Raw genomic sequence first — 18,055 nt, 5'->3', positions numbered from 1 at the left:
TGCATGCCCACTTCCGAGCTGGACGCCTCGTTCGCCGCCCTGTCCGATCCCGTGCGCCGGGCCCTGGTCAGCCGGCTCGCCCGGGGGGAAGCCACGGTGGGCGAGCTGGCCGAGCCCTTCGCCCTGACCCAGCAGGCCATCTCGCACCACGTCGGCGTGCTGCGCCGCTGCGGCCTGGTCGAGCAGCGCCGCGAGGGCACTCGCCGCCCCTGCCGCCTGCGGGCCGATCAGCTGGCGCTGGTCGGCGGCTGGATCGACGAGCAGCGGCGGGTCTGGGACGACCGGCTCGACGTCCTGACCCGGCATCTCGAGGCCCAGTGACGGCCCGCCTGCACGGTGACGAGCTCACGCCGCACGAACTGGTCTTCGACGAGCCGTGCACCGGCCTGCGCACGACCGTGACCCTGCGCCCGGCCCCCGGTGGCACCGATCTCACCGTCCACCAGAAGCGGCTGCCTCCCGAACTGCGCACCACCCAGGCCGCCGACGGCCTGGCCGGCATCCTCGACGCCTTGGCCACCCACCTGATGGAGACACGATGACCGCACAGCGCGACCTGGTCGCCCAGTACTTCGACGGCTTCCGCACCAGCGACCACGCCCGGATCCTGGCCACCCTCACCGAGGACGTCGAGTGGGTCATCCACGGCCACCGCACCACCCACGGCAAGCGTGACTTCGACGGCGAGATCGAGAACCCGGCCTTCACCGGCAGCCCGACCCTCGACGTGCAGCGCGTCTACGAGGACGGCGCCACCGTCATCACGACCGGTGAGGGGCGGGGCACGACCGTCGACCACGGTCCCTTCCGCTTCGCCTTCAACGATCTCTTCACGTTCCGGGACGGCCTGATCGCCCGGGTGGACTCCTACCTGGTCCCGCTCGGCTAGACCCGTACGGCGGCCAGCTGGATGCCCTGCGCCACCAGGTTGTCGCCGTCGTCCCAGACCTCGACGATCTCGTCCATGCGCCCCGAGGTGATCTCGTTGGAGTGCATGACGACACGCACCGGCCCGGGCACGGGCAGCCGCCGCACGTACGCGGTCAGGCTGAGCGTCGGCGCCCAGCCGGTCACGCCCAGGGTGAGCGACACCGGCGGGGCCGGGTCGATGGCGATCAGCAGGCTCAGCGGATCCCAGTCGGCGCCGTCGGCCAGCCGCAGCCAGCCCGCGACCCGCCCGTCGCGCGACGGCTGCCCGGCCGCGAAGCCCAGCACGGCCGGGTCGTGCCGGTGTTCCACCACGTCGAGCAGGGGCACCGGGAACGGCGAGCCGGGCGCGTTCGCGGGCAGGAGGAAGCAGTCCTGTTCGGCCGGCAGGTCGGGCGCTTCGGCGCGGCTCCAGAACGGTTCCGCCGCGTCGAGCATGCCCTGCGTGACCAGCGCTTCCGCGCACGGCTCCCCGTCCTGCACGAGCCGGGCCCGATACTGTCCCGCCGTACGCCCGGCGCGAAGGGTTTCGACCTCGACGTGGGCCGGCCCCGGCGCCGGTGGGCGCAGGAAGGTCGTCGTCATCGCCACCAGGTGGGGGAGCGGGGCGACGGCCGCCACCGCCCGGCCGAGGACAGCCATGAGGTAGCCGCCGTGCAGCTTGTCGCCGACCGCCCACTGGGCATCGAGGTCGGCTCGCAGATCCTGGTCGACGGCGGTCGCCTCGTCGAAGCTCTTCATCGGGCCACTCTACGATCGGGCGGTGCGCAAAGCGATCTTGTTGGATGTGTTCGGCACCCTCGTGCGCGACGACGGTGCGGGCGCGGCCGCCATCGCCGCCGAGGTGGCCGCTCGGGCCGGTGTGACCGCAGCCGAGGTCACCCGGGAGTGGGAGAAGCGGCTCTGGGCGATGGCCGACACCGCGTACGGCGACGGCTTCCGTACCCTTGCCGACCTCAACGCGGGCAGTCTGGCCGCGGCGGCCACTCATTTCGGCGTACGGGTGGATGCCCTCGCCCTGTGCCGTGCGGCCCAGGACCCGTCGCCCGCACTGTTCCCGGACGCACGGCCGTTCCTGGACGCGCTCGACGTGCCCGTCTGCCTGGTCTCCGACGCCGACCGCGACCACCTCGACGGCATCCTGCACCGGCTCGGCATCACCGTCGACCACGTGGTCACCAGCGAGGACGCCCGCGCCTACAAGCCCCGCCCCGAACCGTTCGAGATGGCGCTGCGCCTGCTGGGCGAGGCGCCGGCCGACGTGGTCCACATCGGCGATTCACCCGCTTCCGACCTGCTGGGCGCGGCCGGACTCGGCATCCCCGCGATCTTCGTCAACCGCACCGGCCGCGAGCTGCCTGACGGCCTGAACCCGATGCGTACGGTGCCGTCCTTGTCACTCCTATCATCCTAGGATGGCTTAGACGCAGAGATCAACAGCACGCAGGACGGACGACCCTTCGGGCCGCCCGCAACACCGGCCAAAACCCTTTGCTCGGCTTGCCGAGAGGCCGGACGATCGGCAGCATGCTGAGACCTGAGGTTCTGGAGTACTACCGGCGCGGAGGCGAACGGGGCCGGCTGAGCGCCGGCGCCGGGCGGCTCGAGTTCCTGCGTACGTGGGACGTGCTGACCCGCACGCTGCCGCCCGCTCCGGCCGAGGTGCTCGATGTGGGCGGCGCGACGGGTGTGTACGCGGCGCCCCTGGCGCAGGCCGGCTATCGGGTGACCGTGGTCGACCCGGTTCCCGAGCATGTAGCGGTCTCGGATGAGCTGCCCGGGGTGCAGGCCGTGGTGGGTGATGCCCGCGATCTGCCGGCGGCCGACGCGAGCGCCGATGTGGTGCTGCTGCTCGGGCCGCTGTATCACCTGCAGGAGCGGCCGGATCGGTTGGCGGCGTGGCGGGAGGCGGCCCGGGTGGTGCGGCCGGGTGGTCTGGTGATGGCCGCGACGATCAGCCGGTTCGCGTCGTTGTTCGACGGGTTCGTGAAGGGGTTCTTCCGGGATCCGGGGTTCGGTCCGCTGGTCGAGCGGACGCTGGCCGAGGGGCGGCACGGCAATCCGCGTGACGTGCCGCGCTGGTTCACGAGCGCCTATTTCCACCGGCCGGAGGAGTTGCCGGTCGAGGTGGCGGAGGCGGGTCTGGTGTTGCGGCGGCTGGTGTCGGTGGAGGGTCCGTTGTGGATGAGCCCGGCGGCCCTGGCCGATTTTCTCGACGATCCGGCGTTGCTGCTGGACAGGTTGCGGGAGGTCGAGGACGAGCCGAGTCTGCTGGGGGCGAGCAGTCATCTGCTGACGGTGGCGGCCCGGGAGAGTGTCGGGGGGCTGTGAGAAACTGCCGCGCGTGGCTGACGACAAGGGCGGGCTGGAGGCTCGCGCGCTGATCGCCGCCGAGGGTGGCGGCTGGTCCGGGCTGCTGTTCGACAATCCGGTGATCGGGTTGTCCCCGGCGCTGACGTGGACGTGTTCGGTTCCGCTGGAGCCGGTGCGGGGGGAGCGGGCCTCCCTGGATCTGGACTGGTTGCCGTGGGCGGCGGCTGACTGGCGGGCGATGGCCGGGGCCGAGGTGTCGTGCGCGTCGTTCGCGGAGCCGGCCGAGGCGAGTGTGTACTTCCGCGGTCATCACCGGTACGACCGGGTGGCGGTGCGGGTGGCCGAGCAGCGGGGCGACCGGATCCGGGTGGTGGCGTCGGTGTCGGGTGACATCGACGGTCTGGGGCCGGATGAGGTGGGTGTGGACACGTGGCTGGCGTTCCGGGGTTTCACGGTGCAGCTGAGTGATGTCTCGTCGGCGGCTGCGGCGCTGGACCGGTTGTCGGCGTTCACCGTGACGGATGGTTTGGCCGAGGTGGATGATCCGCGGGGCATCGCGTTCCGCTTTCAGCCCCGATAGCGTCACGGCATGGCCGATGCGGTGGTGATTCCTGGACGCAGGTTCGGGCCCGGTTCTCCGCTTCCGATGTATGCGGGCGATGTGGCGGAGAAGCGGGGCGCGGTGGTGCATCGGCATGAGTGGGCGGGGGAGCCGCCGGGTCCGGGGCCGGGCGTTGAGGCGTGGGTGCAGGGTGAGGTGGCCCCGGTGCTCGACGGCCTGCCGGGCCAGCCGTTGCTGATCGGGAAATCGCTGGGGTGTTTCGCGGCGGGTCTGGCGGCGGACCGGAGTCTGCCGGCGGTGTGGCTGACTCCGGTCCTGACGGCGGTGTGGCTGACGGCGGCGTTGGAACGGGCGACGGCGCCGTTTCTTCTGGTGGGCGGTTCGGCTGATCCGCTGTGGGATCGTGCTGCGGCGCGGCGGTTGTCGCCCTATGTGGTGGAGGTGCCGGCGGCCAACCATGGCATGTATGTGCCGGGTCCGTTGACGGACACGATCGCGGTGCTGGCCCGGATCGTGGTGGCGGTCGAGGAGTTCCTGGACGAGGTCGGCTGGCCGTGAGTAATCCGGTTTCGGGCCGGGGCGGGTTTTGGCAGGCTGGGGCCATGGGTCGTTCGGTGCGGGTGACGGTGCGGGGCAGCTTCGACGGTTTGAGCGAGGCGCAGGTGGCGGAGTTGCGGGCGGAGTCGGCGGCTCATGACTTCATGAACACGCAGTACACCGCGGAGGGGTATCTGGCGTACGACCTGCCGGCGCGGCCGTTCTTCACGTTCCGGTTCGCCGAGGAGGTGGACGGCCCCGACGAGGTGCCGGCGGCGGGTGTGCGTGCCCGGTCGAAGGCGGAGGCGTGGATGGCCGGGCGCGGCTATCCGATCAAGGGTGTGTCGGTGCAGACGGTCGACATGGCCGAGGTGCCGCTGGGCAAGCGCGGCCGCCGCGAGGCCACTCGTCAACTCTGAGCTGACTGTCGCGGGCATGTCCCGCCTTGTTACCGTGCTGATGCGGGTCGAGAGGCGCTGCGACGGATGATCATCCGCCACGCTCGGCCGGTTCCCTGGTCCCAAGGGCGCCTCCCGGTGGGGAGGTGCTCGCGGTGGGGGACACGGCGCACATCGTGTGGGACTGGAACGGCACGATTCTCGGCGACAGCGGCGCTCTCATCGCGGCGACCATGGACGCGTTGCGGGCCTGCGGGTTCCCGTCCATCACCCGGGCCGACTATCAGCGACACCACTGCCAGCCGATCCCGTTGTTCTACGAGCGGCTGGTCAGCAGGACTCTGGACGCTGAGGAGCAGCTACGCCTGGACGAGTGCTTCCGCGAGGCGTACGCCCGGCATCGCTCGGCCGTGAGCCTCACCGCCGACGCGTCGGCAGCGCTGCGTCGATGGGCGGACACGGGGGGAACGCAGTCGCTGCTGTCGATGTATCCGCATCCGGAACTGCTGCCGCTGGTGTCCGCGGCCGGCATTGCGTCGTACTTCGCGCGTATCGACGGCAGCACGGGGACGGATCTGGCTCACAAGGCGCCCCATCTGGCCCGCCATCTTCGGTGCCTGGGCCTGGAACCGTGGCAGGTGCTGCTGGTGGGCGACAGCGTCGATGACGCCCGCGCGGCTCAGGAGTGCGGCGTGCGGTGCGTCATCTACCACGCCGGCGAGGACGCGCTGCACGCCCGCGAACACTTCGCGCAGCTCGGGGTGCCGGTGGTGTCCTCGCTGCAGGCTGCCGTCGATGCCGCCGGCGGCGCGCCGTGATCACAACGTGGCCGCGGCGTTGTCCGCGAACCGGAGGTTGAGCTCGTCGGCGCGGTCCCGGTCGATCAGGTCGTCGTCCTGCTCCCACCCGCGCGGAAGCTCGACCGAAACGGCGCCGTGGCGGGCCGCCCAGGATGCCGTGGCGTAGGCCGACCCCTGCGCCGCTTGGATCTTGGCGAGCGTCGCGGTCTGGAGCTGCACCGGATGCCCATCCCCGGCGGCCGCGGCCATGTGCTGGTACATCGCCTCGTACTCGGGCCGGGTCTGTACCGGCTCGTCACCGGCCCACCGTGCACTCAGCGAGTTGTTCGCCCAGACGCCGTACGCGCCCATGGTGTTCCTCTGGTGCTCCATCAGGGCGATCGTGGTGGCCGGGCAGACCTTCACCGCGCCGTCGTCGATCGTCTGCCACGGGTTGTACGCCACCGACGAGGTGATGCCCAACGGCGTGAGAACCCGGTCGTGGGCCGCCATCGACCGTCGCAAGGCGGCCTGGTCCGCCGCGTCGGTGTAGCCGGCAGCGAGCGCCTTGCCACGGTTGGCCGCCACCCCGAGCTGCTTGACGCACGGCTCCGCGTACAGAGTGCAGGTGGCCGAGACTGTCACCTCGGCCCAGCGTGACCGCCCCTTGAGGGCGCAGGCCAGCTCCACGAGCAGTTCCTCGTAGGCGGTGAGGAAGTCGTCGTGCCACCACTGCGGCACGGTGTGCTCGCTGTCGTCCTCCGGATCCTTCCACCCGGTCAGCGGACCGTCACCGAGCTCGAGGGCCCAGGGCGGCGATTCCGCCCCGGCGACCAGGCGCAGCTTCAGGAACGGGTAGCCAACATCCTCCGCCCGGTCCAGCAGGGCTTTCGCCTCGTCGCTGAAGCCGGCACCCGGCGTGGGTTGCGCGACGCTCCACGGCAGCCGCAACACCAGCCCGCGCAGCCGCGTCTGGTTGCCCGGGCGTACGAGATGGTCTTCGCGCGCGAGGAGCCCGGCGACCCGCCCACGCGGCGGGCCCATGGCGGTGGCCGCCGTAGCCGGCGTGGCACCCAGTCCGGCCGCCGCGAGCGGCAGTCCAGCGGCAAACATGAGCAGCCCTCGACGACGCATGCCCGGGACGCTACCAGTCCATTGGGGACGATCGACCGCTCCGCCCGACGCCAGATCAGTGCGGCCGGTGCGCCTTGGTTGGGCTTCTCCTGAACGCACTCTCTCAAGATTTCTCGCTTTTTCCGATCACGACGCTCGCCATCCGGAACGTTGGCAAATTACTGGATTACAAATAACGGCAATCCACTAATCGAGACACGCCGCAAAGTCGAAGACACCATAATCACTGCTATGTTGTAACGGGCTGTGCCCTCTTCGGACTGTCGCAAGGTCTGCCCAGCGCACTGTGGGCGTGGGGTGCCAGCAGATCATCGGCTGCCTGCCCGGAGCCGAGCCGTGGAGTAACTGTCAGATCAACGATGGGCTCCTCTGACATCACCGCGTACCCGGGATGCTGACTTCATGTCATCTGGCGGGCAAGCACCGGGAGAGACCGTCGTCCCGGTCCTCACCTCTGACAACTGCCGGCAGAACCTGCCCATCTGGGGTGTCACCCGAGAGTTCCGGTTCGGGCAGTTCATCCGGCTCTACGACGAGCGTAGGGGCGCGGACGGCAAGATCACCGTCACGCCGATCGTGCTCAACGCGGACGGCGACGTCGTCGAGCCGCGGCCCGCCACGACCAGCGGTGCGCCGGCACTGCGGGCCACAGGGGCCTCCGGCCGGGTCGCCGCCACCCCGATCGGGATGTGGGAGTCGCCGGACTTCGAGAGGGCGCTCGCCGGCGAGGCTCGTACGCTCCGCGTCACCGACGCGGAGCGGGTCATCGCCGAGGGCACTGTCGATCTCGACGGTAGGCCGGCGCTTGTCGGGCTGGGCCCGGACAGCGTTGCGGCGCTCCGCGCCGGAGAGCCGGTGCTGGCCGTCGCCCACCGGGACGAGGGTGGCCCGACTGTGGTCCGGCTGCAGGCCGAGGCACAGACAATGCAGATTTCCGCCGAGCGGCTCGACCAGCTGCTCGCGGCTCGTGACTTCGAGGGGCCGGACGGGACGGTGCATTTCACCGAGCCTGCCATCCGCTCGCTCATAGAGACGGGCGAGGCACGGGCCCCGAACAACTCCGGTGGCATCGTCACCGTCCAGCTTGAGGGCGGGCAGGGCGTCACCACGCCCGCGGCGAAGTCATTCGTGGTGGCGGACCTCGCCGAGTTCCTGGCCGCTCCGGTGATCCCGGCCAAGGACGGCAGCATGGTGCGGGTCCCACTGGACGGCGACGCGGTGCGGATGCTGCGCACCGAGGGGAACTGGGCCTTCGTGCTGAACGGCACGGGGGTCCGGATCTCCACCCAGAAGGAATGGAAGCCCGATCCCGACTGGCCGCCCCCGGTGAATCTCGGTCCTGCGTACGTCCCGCTCGGCGATCTCCGCTGGGACCTGAGCAGGGTGCGGCGTGACTGGGGGCACCTTCAGAACTTCGACGGCAAGGTGACCGGCGCCGGCGGCGGCACCACGGCGACCGACCCGAAGCCGGCAGACGCGCCGCAGTTCTCCAAGGCCGGCCTGCCGATCGCCATCCTGCTGCCGTGGAAGCAGACGTGGAAGCTGACCGGGTTCACCCGCGGGAACCTCCTGTCCTCGCTGGCCCTCGCGCCCGGGGAGGACACCCGAATCACGGTGGCCAGCTGGGAACGCCGGGCCAAGTCGCTCGACCAGCTCGCAGAGACTGAGACCGAGCAGACCTTCGACTACACGTCGACGACCCGCGACACCGAGGATGTCTTCCGGGAGATCGTGCAGAGCAACGACTTCCACGCCCAGGCGAACGCGTCGCTCGACGCCTCGTACTCGCCCGGGGTCGCCTCGATCACCGTCCACGCCGACGGCGGCGTCACCAACGACGCCGGTCTGGCCATCACCGCGCGCAACTCCTCGCAACGGATGCGGGAGTCGGTGACCCGCGCCGCGACGCGGGTGACCTCGCGCCGGGTTACCCGGATCACCGAGTCGGTCGAGCGGACCTCGATGAACGAGGTGGTCCGGCAGATCCGCAACCCCAATGTCTGCCACACGCTGACCCTCAACTTCCATGAGGTTCTCGCCCACTACGAGATCGACGTGGTCTTCAACCGGGCGGCCGTCCGGCTCGTCGTGTTGGTCCCCAACCCCGAGCCGACTCGGCGGTTCGACGGCCTCACCGTCCGCGCCCACGAGGCCACACTGCGAGCGGGTCTGCTCGACGCCGGCCTGGTGGAGGGCTTCGAGGCCTGTCGGCTCCTGGCCGCCTACCAATACGCGGAGGACGAGATCAAGCGCCTGGCGACCGACGCCAAGGCCGAGCTCGACCAGGAACGGCAACGGACCGTCAACGAGGACGTCAAGGAGGACAAGCCGCCGAACCCGCACATCAAGCCATTGCAGGCCATCCTCACCGACCTGAAGAAGCGATTCGCGCCGTTCCCAGGCGCCGACGCCACGCCGGCCTACAAGTCGATCGGCAACTGGAAGATCCCTCCCCCTGCTACGGAGGTGACAGACGCCGGTCGCTGGCTGTGGATGCGCCTGGTCAGGACCAAGTACGGCGACGGGCTGATCGCCACGCTGACCGACCTGCTCTCGACCGCGTCTCCCGGTGCCAAAAATGCACGGCGGCTCGTCGCGGCGGCCCCGCCGCCGGGAGGCTTCCCGGCGCTGGGCGAGCTCGGATCGCTGTCTGAGAAGGAGAAGGAAGACGCCGGGCTGTTCGCCGCGTCGTCCGGCGCGCTCGGCGGACCGTGGTGGTGGTGGTACCCGCGCCTGAAGGACAGTGGCTGCTACAACGTCGTCGACGGCGGTATCCCCGGACTACTGGCGGCCCTGCGGGACAAGTTCCGCGAGTGGGAGTCGAAAGAGTCCGAAGGAGCCGGCCTCGAGCAGGCCCAGGCGGCGCTGGAGCGGGCGAACAACGAACAGCAGAAGGCGACGGTCGCCGACCGGCTCGAGATGAAGTTCGGAGCCGAGGTCGTCGGGTCCGCGTTCGAACGGCGCGAGGCGCTCCTCGCCCACCTCAACGAGCACCTCGACTACTACCGGTTCGTGCTCTTCCAAGGCATGCCGCCGAGCGAGCAGCTGCAGCGGATCGTCGACCTGGCGCCGGCGCTACGGGTCGGCACGTTCGAGCCGCACGTCGTCGCCTGTGACGGCCCGAACCTGGCGATTCCGCTGACCCCGGTCGCCGAGACCACGATCGCGAAGGTCGTCACGAACCTCTCCGACCGGATGGAGAAGGCGGCCGAGGAGGCGCTGGAGGCGGGCGGACAGATCGCGACCGACCACGTCGTGCTCCCCACGCCCGGCATCAGCGTCGAATCCTGGCTGGGAGACTGCTCCGGGTGCGAGGAACACACCGAGCAGCAGCGGGAGGCCCAGGCGCGACTGGCGCTGGCGGAGGCACGGATCCGGGAACTTGAGGCCGCCCGCCGCAAGGCGCTACTGGACCAGGACGACACTTCCGACCCGGATCAGGAGGCGGCGCCGACGTTACGGATCAGCCTCGTGCAGGAGCCGCGGGACGAATGATCCGATTGCTGGCGGCCGTGGCGCCGCCCCGGGCCGAAACCGCGCCGAGGGCCGCGACACCGACCGGTGGCGGGGCACGCCCGGCGCCGGCCCGGTCCGTGATCCCGTTCCAGGGTGGCGCACTCGAGGTGACCACCGACCGCGACCGGACCGCGGAACTCGTTGCCACGGTCCACATGCTGCAGGGATACGGGGGCCTGCTGGTGGTCGGCGCCGCCCTGCGTGGCAACGCTGACCGCGCTGTCCGGCCCGGCCCGGCGCACCTGCCCTTGACCGGCGCCCGGATCACCGCGATGGGTTCGGTGGACGCGGTGCTCGACCCCGAGGCCGCCGTCGCTGACCTGTGGGACGACGAGGTGGAGCGCTTCGACGCCCGCGTACGGACATGGCTGATACGGGCCGAGGACCGGGCCGCGGGCCTGACCCGGGCCCGTCTCCGCGACAGCCGGGTGGAAGTGCTCAGGGAATGCCACCGCTATCTCACCGGAGTGCCGAAGACCTCGCCGGACGACCGGGAGTTGCGGCTCGACGGCGCCGGACTGGCGGTTCGCCGGGCCCGCGAGGTCCGCGTCTTCCTCGTTGAAGTGGCCCGCCGCCGGATCGACATCGAGGAGGTCGAGGACCGGTGGATGCGCCGCTCGCCGGCGAACCGAGCCGAGTTCGACGCCCAGCAGCGGGAGCTTGCTCAGCAGACCGCCGCGCTCCAGCGCTATGTGGCCCGGGCCGCGAGCGACTCGCCGCTGCTGCCCTGGCTCAATCTGTCGGATCCGGAGCCGAGGAGAGACCGCTTCACCGCGGGCGGCACCGACCGCAATCTGCTCGACCGGATCCGGACCGCCCTGCTGAGGTGCTGGGACAGCTCCTGGAAGGAGCACGATCGGACGTACGCGACACCGGCCCGCGACGCCACCGGGCCGGACCCGATCCGTCAGGTCAGCGAGCAACTCGACGACGCCGACACCGCCGGGCCGTGGCGGTTCGCGCCGATCTTGCAGCAGGCGACGGAGGAGCTCGGCTGGGTACGGTCGACCCCGGAAGCGGCCGCCGTCGGACAGGTGATCTCGGGTGCCGGTGGTTCGTCCGCCGCAGCCTGGGCGTACACCGCCGGCAGCTTCGTCCTGCTGACCGCCGCCTATGTCGCCGCGCCGCCGGTGGGGGTCGCCGTGGACCTGATGCTGACGGGCTACGACCTCTACCGGAGCATCGAGCGGTACCGCGACCGCCTGGACGAGTACTACGCGATCCTTGATCAGCGCAAAGCCCTGGGCGGCCCGCCGTCCGGCAACGAGGTGGCCGCCAACCTCGCCGCCGTCCTCATCGTCCCGCTGCAGGGTGGCGTCGCCGTCGCGGCCGGCCTCGTCCCGGTCGCGATGCACGTCTGGGCGCCCGCGGTGGAACCCGGGCCACCGTCAGAGACACCGGCCGAGCCGTGAACGCGGGCAGCGCGACGCGGGCGTTCGAGGAGGCCATCGAGGACTCGTTCATCCGGATGGCGCTGGGCCGGGTGACCCGCAACCGCATGCTGTTCGGCCGGGCAGAGAACGCCCTCGGCCGGGTGGCCGCCCAGGACGGAGCGGTGGCGGTCGCGCTGGATCTGTTCGGTCAGGCCCACGAGCGGCTGGTCGCGACCGGCGACGACGCGGCACGGCTGATCGTCAGACAGCGCGCACAGGACCTCGGTGACGCACTACGGGCGACGAAGGTGCGCGGCTCCGATCTGACCCGGGCGAGGCGCGAGGTCGACGAAATCCTCCACGGCATCCGTACGCGCGCCGGGCGACTGGCGTCCGGCGATCTCCGGCCGAACTGGTGGGATCGTCTGTTCGAGCTGGCCGAGCGGGACGAAACGGTCCGGACAGCGCTCGTGGCGTTCCGGGACGCCTGCACGACCGGCGATACCCCCGTCCTGCGGGGCGCTGCCGCAGCTTTGGTGGCTGCCGTCGGCAAGCGGATCTCACCGAGCCGGACCAAGCAGTTCCGCGACCGGCTCAACGGAGTGATCCGCCGTATCGAAGCCGTCACGCCCAGCGGTGACGGCGCCAAGGCCTTGCTGGCGCTCGACACCTACATCGACAGTCTGGCGCCGGGCCACCCGGAGCGACTTGCCGTGGCCTGCATGGGGGATGCCGTCCGGGCCAACGCCGATCACTGGTTCACCGTGGGAAAGCTGGTGGCTGGTATGAAGGCGGTCGAGACACTGGAACAGGCCCGAGGGCTCCGCTGGCGACTCCAGGGCCTGCTTGCGGAGATGCTCACCATGTCCACCCGGGCCTACCGCGCCGTGTACGCCCAGGCGCTCAACGACGCCCAGGAGGTGGCGAAGCGGCTGAACGCGGCTTCGGGCGGCGGATGGGAGGTCGTCACCCGCCGCACCCAGGTTCGCGCGCCGGCCGGCGGCCGGGGGCAACTGGCCCAGTTCTACGACGACGCGATCATCGTCCGCCGACTGTCCGCCGACGGACGGGGCGGCGAGGCCGTCGTCGTGCTGGCCACCCAGGTGAAGTCGACCGACCTGGCAACGGCGCGGGTCGTGGACCAGATGCTCAGCGACATCGAGCGGTCCCGCACGGGCATCATCGAGTTCGACAACGTTCAGCTCACGCTTCTGGCCGACCCCGAAGTCCCGCTCACACGTGTTTTCGTCGGAACGAACGTGCCACCGCGTCTCGGCATCGAGACACTCGCCGCGACCGGCACGTCCGCGGAGGGCGTCATCCTGCCGATGGGCGGCGACCAGATCGAAGCGGTGGCAAACGCGCTGCTGATGGCGAACGGACTCGTCCAGGAGCAGATGCTGAAGAACCTCTAGGCACGTCCGAGCACCGGATCGAAACACACGGTAGGGATCGTGGAGGTCAGCACCGCAGGCGTGGGGCGAGGCCTTCCGCCGACGCGGTCCGGTCGAGGTAGGTTTTTGCCACGAACTCCAGCAGCCGTGTCACGTCTCTGGTTGTGGAGGCCACTCCGAACGACACGCGGATCGCGCCGCCGGTCGGCACGCCCATCACTTTCAGGTAGTCGTCCACCGTGCGTACACCCCAGCCGCGCATTCCGCGCAGCACCCGCCGCCCGATCTCGAACGCGCCTTCGCCGGCGCCGGGGTTGCAGAAGCAGCCGGTTCGCAGGGACAGGCCCTCGGCCAGGGCTTCGGCGGCGACCAGGCGCTCGTCCACCACCACGCCGTCCGGGTCGAGCAGGTTGAACGCGACGGTCCCGCCCCGCCCGGCGGTGTCGGGCGGCCCGTACAGGCGCACGAGCGGCCGTCCGTTGCCGTGGGTCAGCGGCGACAGCCCGGCCAGCAGATCGCCGGTCAGAGCCGCCACCTGCGAGCGCACCGCTTCGCGCCCGATGCGGGTGAGCCACTGCAGGCCGTACGAGACGTCCGGGATGTCGAGGAAGTTGAGGGTGCCGTCCTCGAAGGCGGTCTCGTCCGGGGCCAGCTGGTGCCATTCCGAGCCCACGCTGACCGCGGCGATCGTGCCGCCGGCGAACCAGGGCCGCCGCAGTCTCGCCAGGGCGTCGCGCCGGGCCACCAGGCAGCCGACGCCGGTGGGGAAGCCCATCACCTTGTACCAGCTGATCGGCACGAAGTCGGGTTTCACGGTGCTGAGGTCGAGCGGGTTGGTCGGCAGGAACGCGGCCACGTCGAGCAGCACGTCGTAGCCGGCGTCGTGGGCCCGGCCGACCCAGTCGAGGGGATGCTGCACCCCGGTGAAGTTGCTCTGCGCCGGGAACGCGAACAGTCCTCGCCGCCGCCGGAGCGCTGTGCGCACGTCGTCGTCGGCGATACGCAGTGACGGCGCTGTCAGCGGCACATAGCGGCGGCGGGCCCCGGCGCGGCGGGCGAACTCGCGGATCCCGTTCACCGAGTTGTGGTTGTCGAAGGTCATCACCAGGTCGCGGCCGCGGCCGAACGGGTAGGCCTCGCCCACCAGCCGGCACGCCCCCGACGCGTTGGCGGTGAAGATCGCCGCGTATTCGGCCGGGTCGGCGTTGAGGAACCGCAGCACGTCGCCGCGGGCCTGCTCGACCAGGGCGGTGGACGCGGCCGACGCGGGGTTCTCCGAGTGCGGATTGCCGTACGCGCGGGCGGCCAGCCGTTCGTGGTGATGCCGCAGCTGCGACTGCGAGTACACCCCGGCGCCGGTGTAGTCGAGGTAGACCTCACCGCCGGCGTCGAGGTGGGCGTACTCGGTCGCGCGGAGCTGGTCGAACTGCTCAGACACGGCGGCGCAGCACCCCCCAGGTCGCGGCGGTGAACACCAGGGTCATGCCGGCCAGGATGGTCCAGTCGATCCACAGGGCCCGGCTGAACGTGTCGCCGTAGGTGGCGAGCAGCGGCGGCCCCAGCGGGGACGCGCCGGACGCCCACAGCTCTTCGACGCCGGCGGAGTGCCCGAGCGCCTCGAAGGACCACCGATTCGACATCGCATAGCTGATCCACCGGCCGACCGGCGCCATGACCGGTACCGGCAGGATCGCGCCGACGAACAGCACCTGCGGGAAACACAGCATGGGCAGCAGCAGCCCGACCTGCGCCACGTCCGACACGAGGGCCGAGCACAGCAGGCCGAGGGTGAGCGCGCACGCCGACGCCAGCAGGGTCGTCAGGTAGAGGCCGGCGTCGAACGCCGGGAGCCGGTCGAGCCAGCGCAGCACCCCGAGCAGCAGCAGGTCGACCACGGCGAGCATCGGCATGAGCAGCAGGATCTTCGCGGCCAGGTACGGTCCGCGGCGCAGGCCGGCGAACACTTCCCGGCGCAGGATCGCCAGTTCGGTGCAGATCTGCAGCAGGCCGTAGCTGAGCCCGAAGAAGAACACGCCGAACGCGATCCAGAACAGGATCATCACGGTGGTGGCGGGGTCGGGCCGGGCCGGGTCGAACGAGCCGGCCTTGAACAGCATCAGGAACATGGCCAGGATGACCAGCGGCGACCCGGCCAGAATCGCCAGGGTGAGCGGGTTGGCCCGCAACAGGGCAACGTTCCTGAGGGTCAGGAGCACTATCTGATTGAGTACGCCGGGCGTGTGCGTCGCTGCGTCCGGTGTGCGCGGGGCGGTGACCGGCTCGGGCGGATGAGTCCAGGCCGGAGCGTCGGCCAGCCGCCCGTAGATGCCGGCCACGTCGTCCGCGCCGAAATGGCCGGGCGCGTCGGCGGGCCGGCCCGCGAACACCAGCCTCCCCCCGGGTGCGAGCACCACCACGGTGTCGCAGCGGTCCACGTCGGCCGGGTTGTGCGTGGTCAGCACCACCGGCACCCCGTCGGCAGCCAGCCGGCGCAGCACGGCGAGCAGTTCCGCGGCCGCCGCCGGATCGAGGCCCGACGTCGGCTCGTCCAGGAACAACGCTCCGGGCCGGGCCAGCAGCTCGACCGCCACGCTGGCCCGTTTGCGCTCGCCGCCGCTGAGGTCGCCCACGCGGGTGCCGGCCCGCTCGGACAGGCCCAGCACGTCGAGCACCTCGGCAACCCGGCGGTGCGCGTCGGCAGGTGGCAGGCGCAGCCGGGCTGCGTACTGAAGCGTCTTCTGCAGTGGCAGTTGCTGGTGGATGATGTCGTCCTGCGGCACATAGCCGACCGGGCCGCCGCCCCCGCCGAACCGCACCTGGCCCTCGGCCGGTGGCCGCACCCCGGACAACGCGTCGAGCAGCGTGGTCTTCCCGGCCCCGCTGGCCCCGATGATCGCCACCAGCTCGCCGGCCCGCACGCTCAGCGAGACGTCGTCGAGCGTGCGCCGGCCACCGCGGACCACCTGGCCCAGGCGTGCTGCCTGGAGGGAGAGTCCATTGGCGGAGTCCACAAGAGGCATGCGGCCACGCTACTGGAGGCGTACAACAATACGAGTCCCCGTCAGGACTGCAGGTGGGTGGCCAGATCACGGGCGAAGGCGAGGACAGCGGCCGGGGTGGTGGCGGGGTCGGGTTCGGTGGTGATGCCGACCAGCAGGTTGCTGACCCGGAAGTAGAGGTTGGTGTCGCGGATGTAGGCCTCGTCGGCCAGGTTGGGCAGTACGCTGAAGCCCAGGGCGGCGAACTCCTGAAGCTTGCTGCTCGCGGCGTCGGGGGCGTCGCCGCGGGCGGGCGCGATCACCGCGTACGCGACGGTGATCTTCGGGGCGTCGTCGGCGCCGGGCAGCCACAGGCCGCAGTTGTTCTTGCCGTCGTCCTTCGGGACGTAGGTGGCGCCCAGCCGGGGCAGGCTCGGTTCCAGGGCGGCGCAGGCCCGGGGTTCGCTGCGGTAGCTGCCCTCGTCGTCGAACACTCCGGCCAGGTAGGCGGTGAACGCCGCGGCGACCACGAAGACGACGGCCATGACGGCGATCAGGGCACGGCGCCGGCGGCGCGAGATCACGGGCTGTTCCACAGCGGGCCATCCTAGAGCGCCCGGCCGGCCGATTGCCCGCGGTCGATAGCGTGTCGGCTGTGTCACCACCGGATCCGGCTGCGGTCACAAGGCTCGACGAGCTTGTGCGGATGCTGCGGGGCTATGAAGGTGTGGGCGGGCGACCCGTCGTACGAGACGATCAAGGACCGGGTCAACGCGGGGTGGCGGGCCGAGGGGCGGCCGGGGTACGAGCTGGCGGCGCGCACAACGGTCGCCGACTGTTTCCGGCCGCACCGGCGTCGTGTCAACGCCGACCTGGTGCTGGCGGTGGTGCGGGCGCTGCACCCCGACGCCGGTTATGTCGGGCAGTGGCAGCAGGCGCTGCGGGTGGCCGGCGGGCACCGATCCCGGACAACCCCGGACGCCCTAAAGTCATGGCGTGCACCTGTCGATCGAGGACGCGAGACGGATCTGGCTGCGGGCGCAACGCCTCGACACCGCGGAACCGTTCGGGGCGGGGCCGCAGGCGGTGGCGGCAGCCGTGCGGCATCTGGGCTATGTGCAGATCGACACGATCCACGTGATCGAGCGGGCTCACCACCACATCCTGTTCAGCCGCATCCCGGGTTACCGGCGCGCCGATCTGACGCAGGCGCAGAGCGTCGACAAGAGCGTCTTCGAGGTGTGGACGCACGCCCTGTCGTACGCGCCGTCGGAGGATGTCCGGTTCTTCCTGCCTCGCATGCGGCAGCTGCGCACCGGGCCGTGGCTCAGCTGGCACGCGGCGGCCACTCCGCAGGACGTGCGGCGGGTGGTGGCGCGGGTGCGCGACGGGGGGCCGCTGACGATCCGCGACATCACCGACGACGTGCTGGTCGACAAGGACTGGCTGTGGGCCAGCCGGAAACCGTCCAAACTGGCGTTGGAGATCGCGGTCACGTGGGGGCTGCTCACCGTCAGCGAGCGGGCCGGCATGCTCAAGACGTACGAGTTGACGGACCGCCACTTCGGCTGGTCGAAGCCCCCACGGCCGGCGACCGCGCGGCAGGAGCTGGCCTATCGCCTCGACCGGGCGCTGCGCGCGCAAGGGGTGGTGAGCCTGCCGTCGGTGTGTTTCCACGCGCCGAAGCTGAAGCCGGCCGCGCGGGAGCTGATCGAATCCCGCGTACGCCGCAAGCAGTTGGTGCCGGTGACGGTGGCCGGCGTCGAGCACTGGGCCGCCCCGGAAACCCTCGACACCGTGCCGCCCGCGCCCGACCCGGCCTCGGTGCACCTGTTGTCGCCGTTCGACCCGCTGATCATCCAGCGCGAGCGGCTCGAGCTGTTCTTCGGCTACCAGCACGTGTTCGAGGCGTACGTGCCGAAACCGAAGCGCCGGTACGGCTATTTCGCGCTGCCCGTGCTGGCCGGTGACCGCGTCGTCGCCGCGATCGACCTCAAGACCGACCGCGCCGCCCGCCGGCTGCTCGTGCAGCAGTGGACGTGGACGGGCGACGGCTCCGACCGTACGCACCGCGACGCCGTCGACCGGGCGTTGTCGCGCTTCGAACAGTTCCAGCTGGCCGCTGTCACATAGAGGCGGGCCGG

Annotated in this window: 18 protein-coding genes; 13 read left to right on the top strand and 5 right to left on the bottom strand. The window is 70.9% G+C overall.

Annotated features, from left to right (window positions below; translation table 11 throughout):
- Window positions 1-3: 3 nt before the first annotated feature.
- From KXC43_RS19515 to KXC43_RS19505, 3 genes are read left to right on the top strand one after another with little or no spacing between them, the layout of a single operon-like run.
- Window positions 4-321 carry an ArsR/SmtB family transcription factor gene (locus KXC43_RS19515; RefSeq protein WP_221377521.1) on the top strand — a complete coding sequence of 106 codons (318 nt, stop codon included), beginning with the start codon at window positions 4-6 and terminating at the stop codon, window positions 319-321.
- Entirely contained in the window at window positions 318-542 is a 225-nt protein-coding gene (locus KXC43_RS19510; protein ID WP_255644394.1) for an SRPBCC family protein, read from the top strand. Before KXC43_RS19515 ends, KXC43_RS19510 begins: the two co-directional genes overlap by 4 nt.
- Window positions 539-889 (top strand): nuclear transport factor 2 family protein, encoded by a 351-nt coding sequence (locus tag KXC43_RS19505; RefSeq protein WP_221377520.1) that lies wholly within the window; start codon window positions 539-541, stop codon window positions 887-889. The genes KXC43_RS19510 and KXC43_RS19505 overlap by 4 nt, the downstream gene beginning before the upstream one ends.
- On the opposite strand, the gene KXC43_RS19500 is transcribed toward KXC43_RS19505, so the two are convergent.
- Window positions 886-1,668: a thioesterase family protein gene (locus KXC43_RS19500; RefSeq protein WP_221377519.1), complete on the bottom strand. Its 783-nt coding sequence runs from the start codon at window positions 1,666-1,668 to the stop codon at window positions 886-888. The two genes, KXC43_RS19505 and KXC43_RS19500, sit on opposite strands and share 4 nt — an antisense overlap.
- A 22-nt stretch (window positions 1,669-1,690) precedes the next feature.
- Between KXC43_RS19500 and KXC43_RS19495 the strand changes: the two genes are divergently transcribed.
- The 6 genes from KXC43_RS19495 (at window position 1,691) to KXC43_RS19470 (ending at window position 5,555) form a co-directional block, all read left to right on the top strand.
- The gene (locus tag KXC43_RS19495; protein ID WP_221377518.1) at window positions 1,691-2,341 is read left to right on the top strand and encodes an HAD family hydrolase; all 651 of its coding nucleotides are present in this window, start codon (window positions 1,691-1,693) and stop codon (window positions 2,339-2,341) included.
- A gap of 113 nt (window positions 2,342-2,454) precedes the next feature.
- Window positions 2,455-3,258, top strand: a complete 804-nt coding sequence (locus KXC43_RS19490) for a class I SAM-dependent methyltransferase (RefSeq protein ID WP_221377517.1) — start codon at window positions 2,455-2,457, stop codon at window positions 3,256-3,258.
- 13 nt (window positions 3,259-3,271) lie between these two features.
- Window positions 3,272-3,820 (top strand): hypothetical protein, encoded by a 549-nt coding sequence (locus KXC43_RS19485; protein WP_221377516.1) that lies wholly within the window; start codon window positions 3,272-3,274, stop codon window positions 3,818-3,820.
- A 9-nt stretch (window positions 3,821-3,829) separates the two neighbouring features.
- A complete protein-coding gene (locus tag KXC43_RS19480) occupies window positions 3,830-4,360 on the top strand; it encodes an alpha/beta hydrolase (RefSeq protein ID WP_221377515.1) in 531 nt (176 codons plus the stop codon).
- 44 nt (window positions 4,361-4,404) lie between these two features.
- Window positions 4,405-4,758 carry a DUF6204 family protein gene (locus KXC43_RS19475; RefSeq protein ID WP_255644393.1) on the top strand — a complete coding sequence of 118 codons (354 nt, stop codon included), beginning with the start codon at window positions 4,405-4,407 and terminating at the stop codon, window positions 4,756-4,758.
- A gap of 134 nt (window positions 4,759-4,892) precedes the next feature.
- The gene (locus KXC43_RS19470; RefSeq protein WP_221377514.1) at window positions 4,893-5,555 is read left to right on the top strand and encodes an HAD family hydrolase; all 663 of its coding nucleotides are present in this window, start codon (window positions 4,893-4,895) and stop codon (window positions 5,553-5,555) included.
- On the opposite strand, the gene KXC43_RS19465 is transcribed toward KXC43_RS19470, so the two are convergent.
- A complete protein-coding gene (locus KXC43_RS19465) occupies window positions 5,556-6,650 on the bottom strand; it encodes a hypothetical protein (RefSeq protein WP_221377513.1) in 1,095 nt (364 codons plus the stop codon).
- Window positions 6,651-7,052: 402 nt separating this feature from the next.
- Between KXC43_RS19465 and KXC43_RS19460 the strand changes: the two genes are divergently transcribed.
- From KXC43_RS19460 to KXC43_RS19450, 3 genes are read left to right on the top strand one after another with little or no spacing between them, the layout of a single operon-like run.
- On the top strand, window positions 7,053-10,145 hold the full coding sequence (locus tag KXC43_RS19460) for a hypothetical protein (protein WP_221377512.1): 3,093 nt from the start codon (window positions 7,053-7,055) through the stop codon (window positions 10,143-10,145).
- Complete coding sequence (locus tag KXC43_RS19455; RefSeq protein ID WP_221377511.1) at window positions 10,142-11,578, top strand: hypothetical protein; 1,437 nt, start codon at window positions 10,142-10,144, stop codon at window positions 11,576-11,578. The genes KXC43_RS19460 and KXC43_RS19455 overlap by 4 nt, the downstream gene beginning before the upstream one ends.
- On the top strand, window positions 11,575-12,954 hold the full coding sequence (locus KXC43_RS19450) for a hypothetical protein (RefSeq protein ID WP_221377510.1): 1,380 nt from the start codon (window positions 11,575-11,577) through the stop codon (window positions 12,952-12,954). Before KXC43_RS19455 ends, KXC43_RS19450 begins: the two co-directional genes overlap by 4 nt.
- 46 nt (window positions 12,955-13,000) lie before the next feature.
- On the opposite strand, the gene KXC43_RS19445 is transcribed toward KXC43_RS19450, so the two are convergent.
- The 3 genes from KXC43_RS19445 to KXC43_RS19435 are packed head-to-tail and all read right to left on the bottom strand — an operon-like array spanning window position 13,001 to window position 16,507.
- Complete coding sequence (locus KXC43_RS19445; RefSeq protein WP_221377509.1) at window positions 13,001-14,371, bottom strand: aminotransferase class V-fold PLP-dependent enzyme; 1,371 nt, start codon at window positions 14,369-14,371, stop codon at window positions 13,001-13,003.
- Complete coding sequence (locus KXC43_RS19440) at window positions 14,364-15,953, bottom strand: ATP-binding cassette domain-containing protein (RefSeq protein ID WP_221377508.1); 1,590 nt, start codon at window positions 15,951-15,953, stop codon at window positions 14,364-14,366. The genes KXC43_RS19445 and KXC43_RS19440 overlap by 8 nt, the downstream gene beginning before the upstream one ends.
- Window positions 15,954-15,994: 41 nt before the next feature.
- On the bottom strand, window positions 15,995-16,507 hold the full coding sequence (locus tag KXC43_RS19435; protein WP_221377507.1) for a hypothetical protein: 513 nt from the start codon (window positions 16,505-16,507) through the stop codon (window positions 15,995-15,997).
- 400 nt (window positions 16,508-16,907) lie between these two features.
- On the opposite strand from KXC43_RS19435, the gene KXC43_RS19430 reads away from it, so the two are divergent.
- Entirely contained in the window at window positions 16,908-18,044 is a 1,137-nt protein-coding gene (locus KXC43_RS19430; RefSeq protein ID WP_221377506.1) for a winged helix-turn-helix domain-containing protein, read from the top strand.
- Window positions 18,045-18,055: the final 11 nt, after the last annotated feature.

Source organism: Paractinoplanes polyasparticus (assembly GCF_019710575.1).
GTDB lineage: Bacteria > Actinomycetota > Actinomycetes > Mycobacteriales > Micromonosporaceae > Actinoplanes > Actinoplanes polyasparticus.
This window is presented reverse-complemented; position numbering and strand designations above follow the sequence as displayed.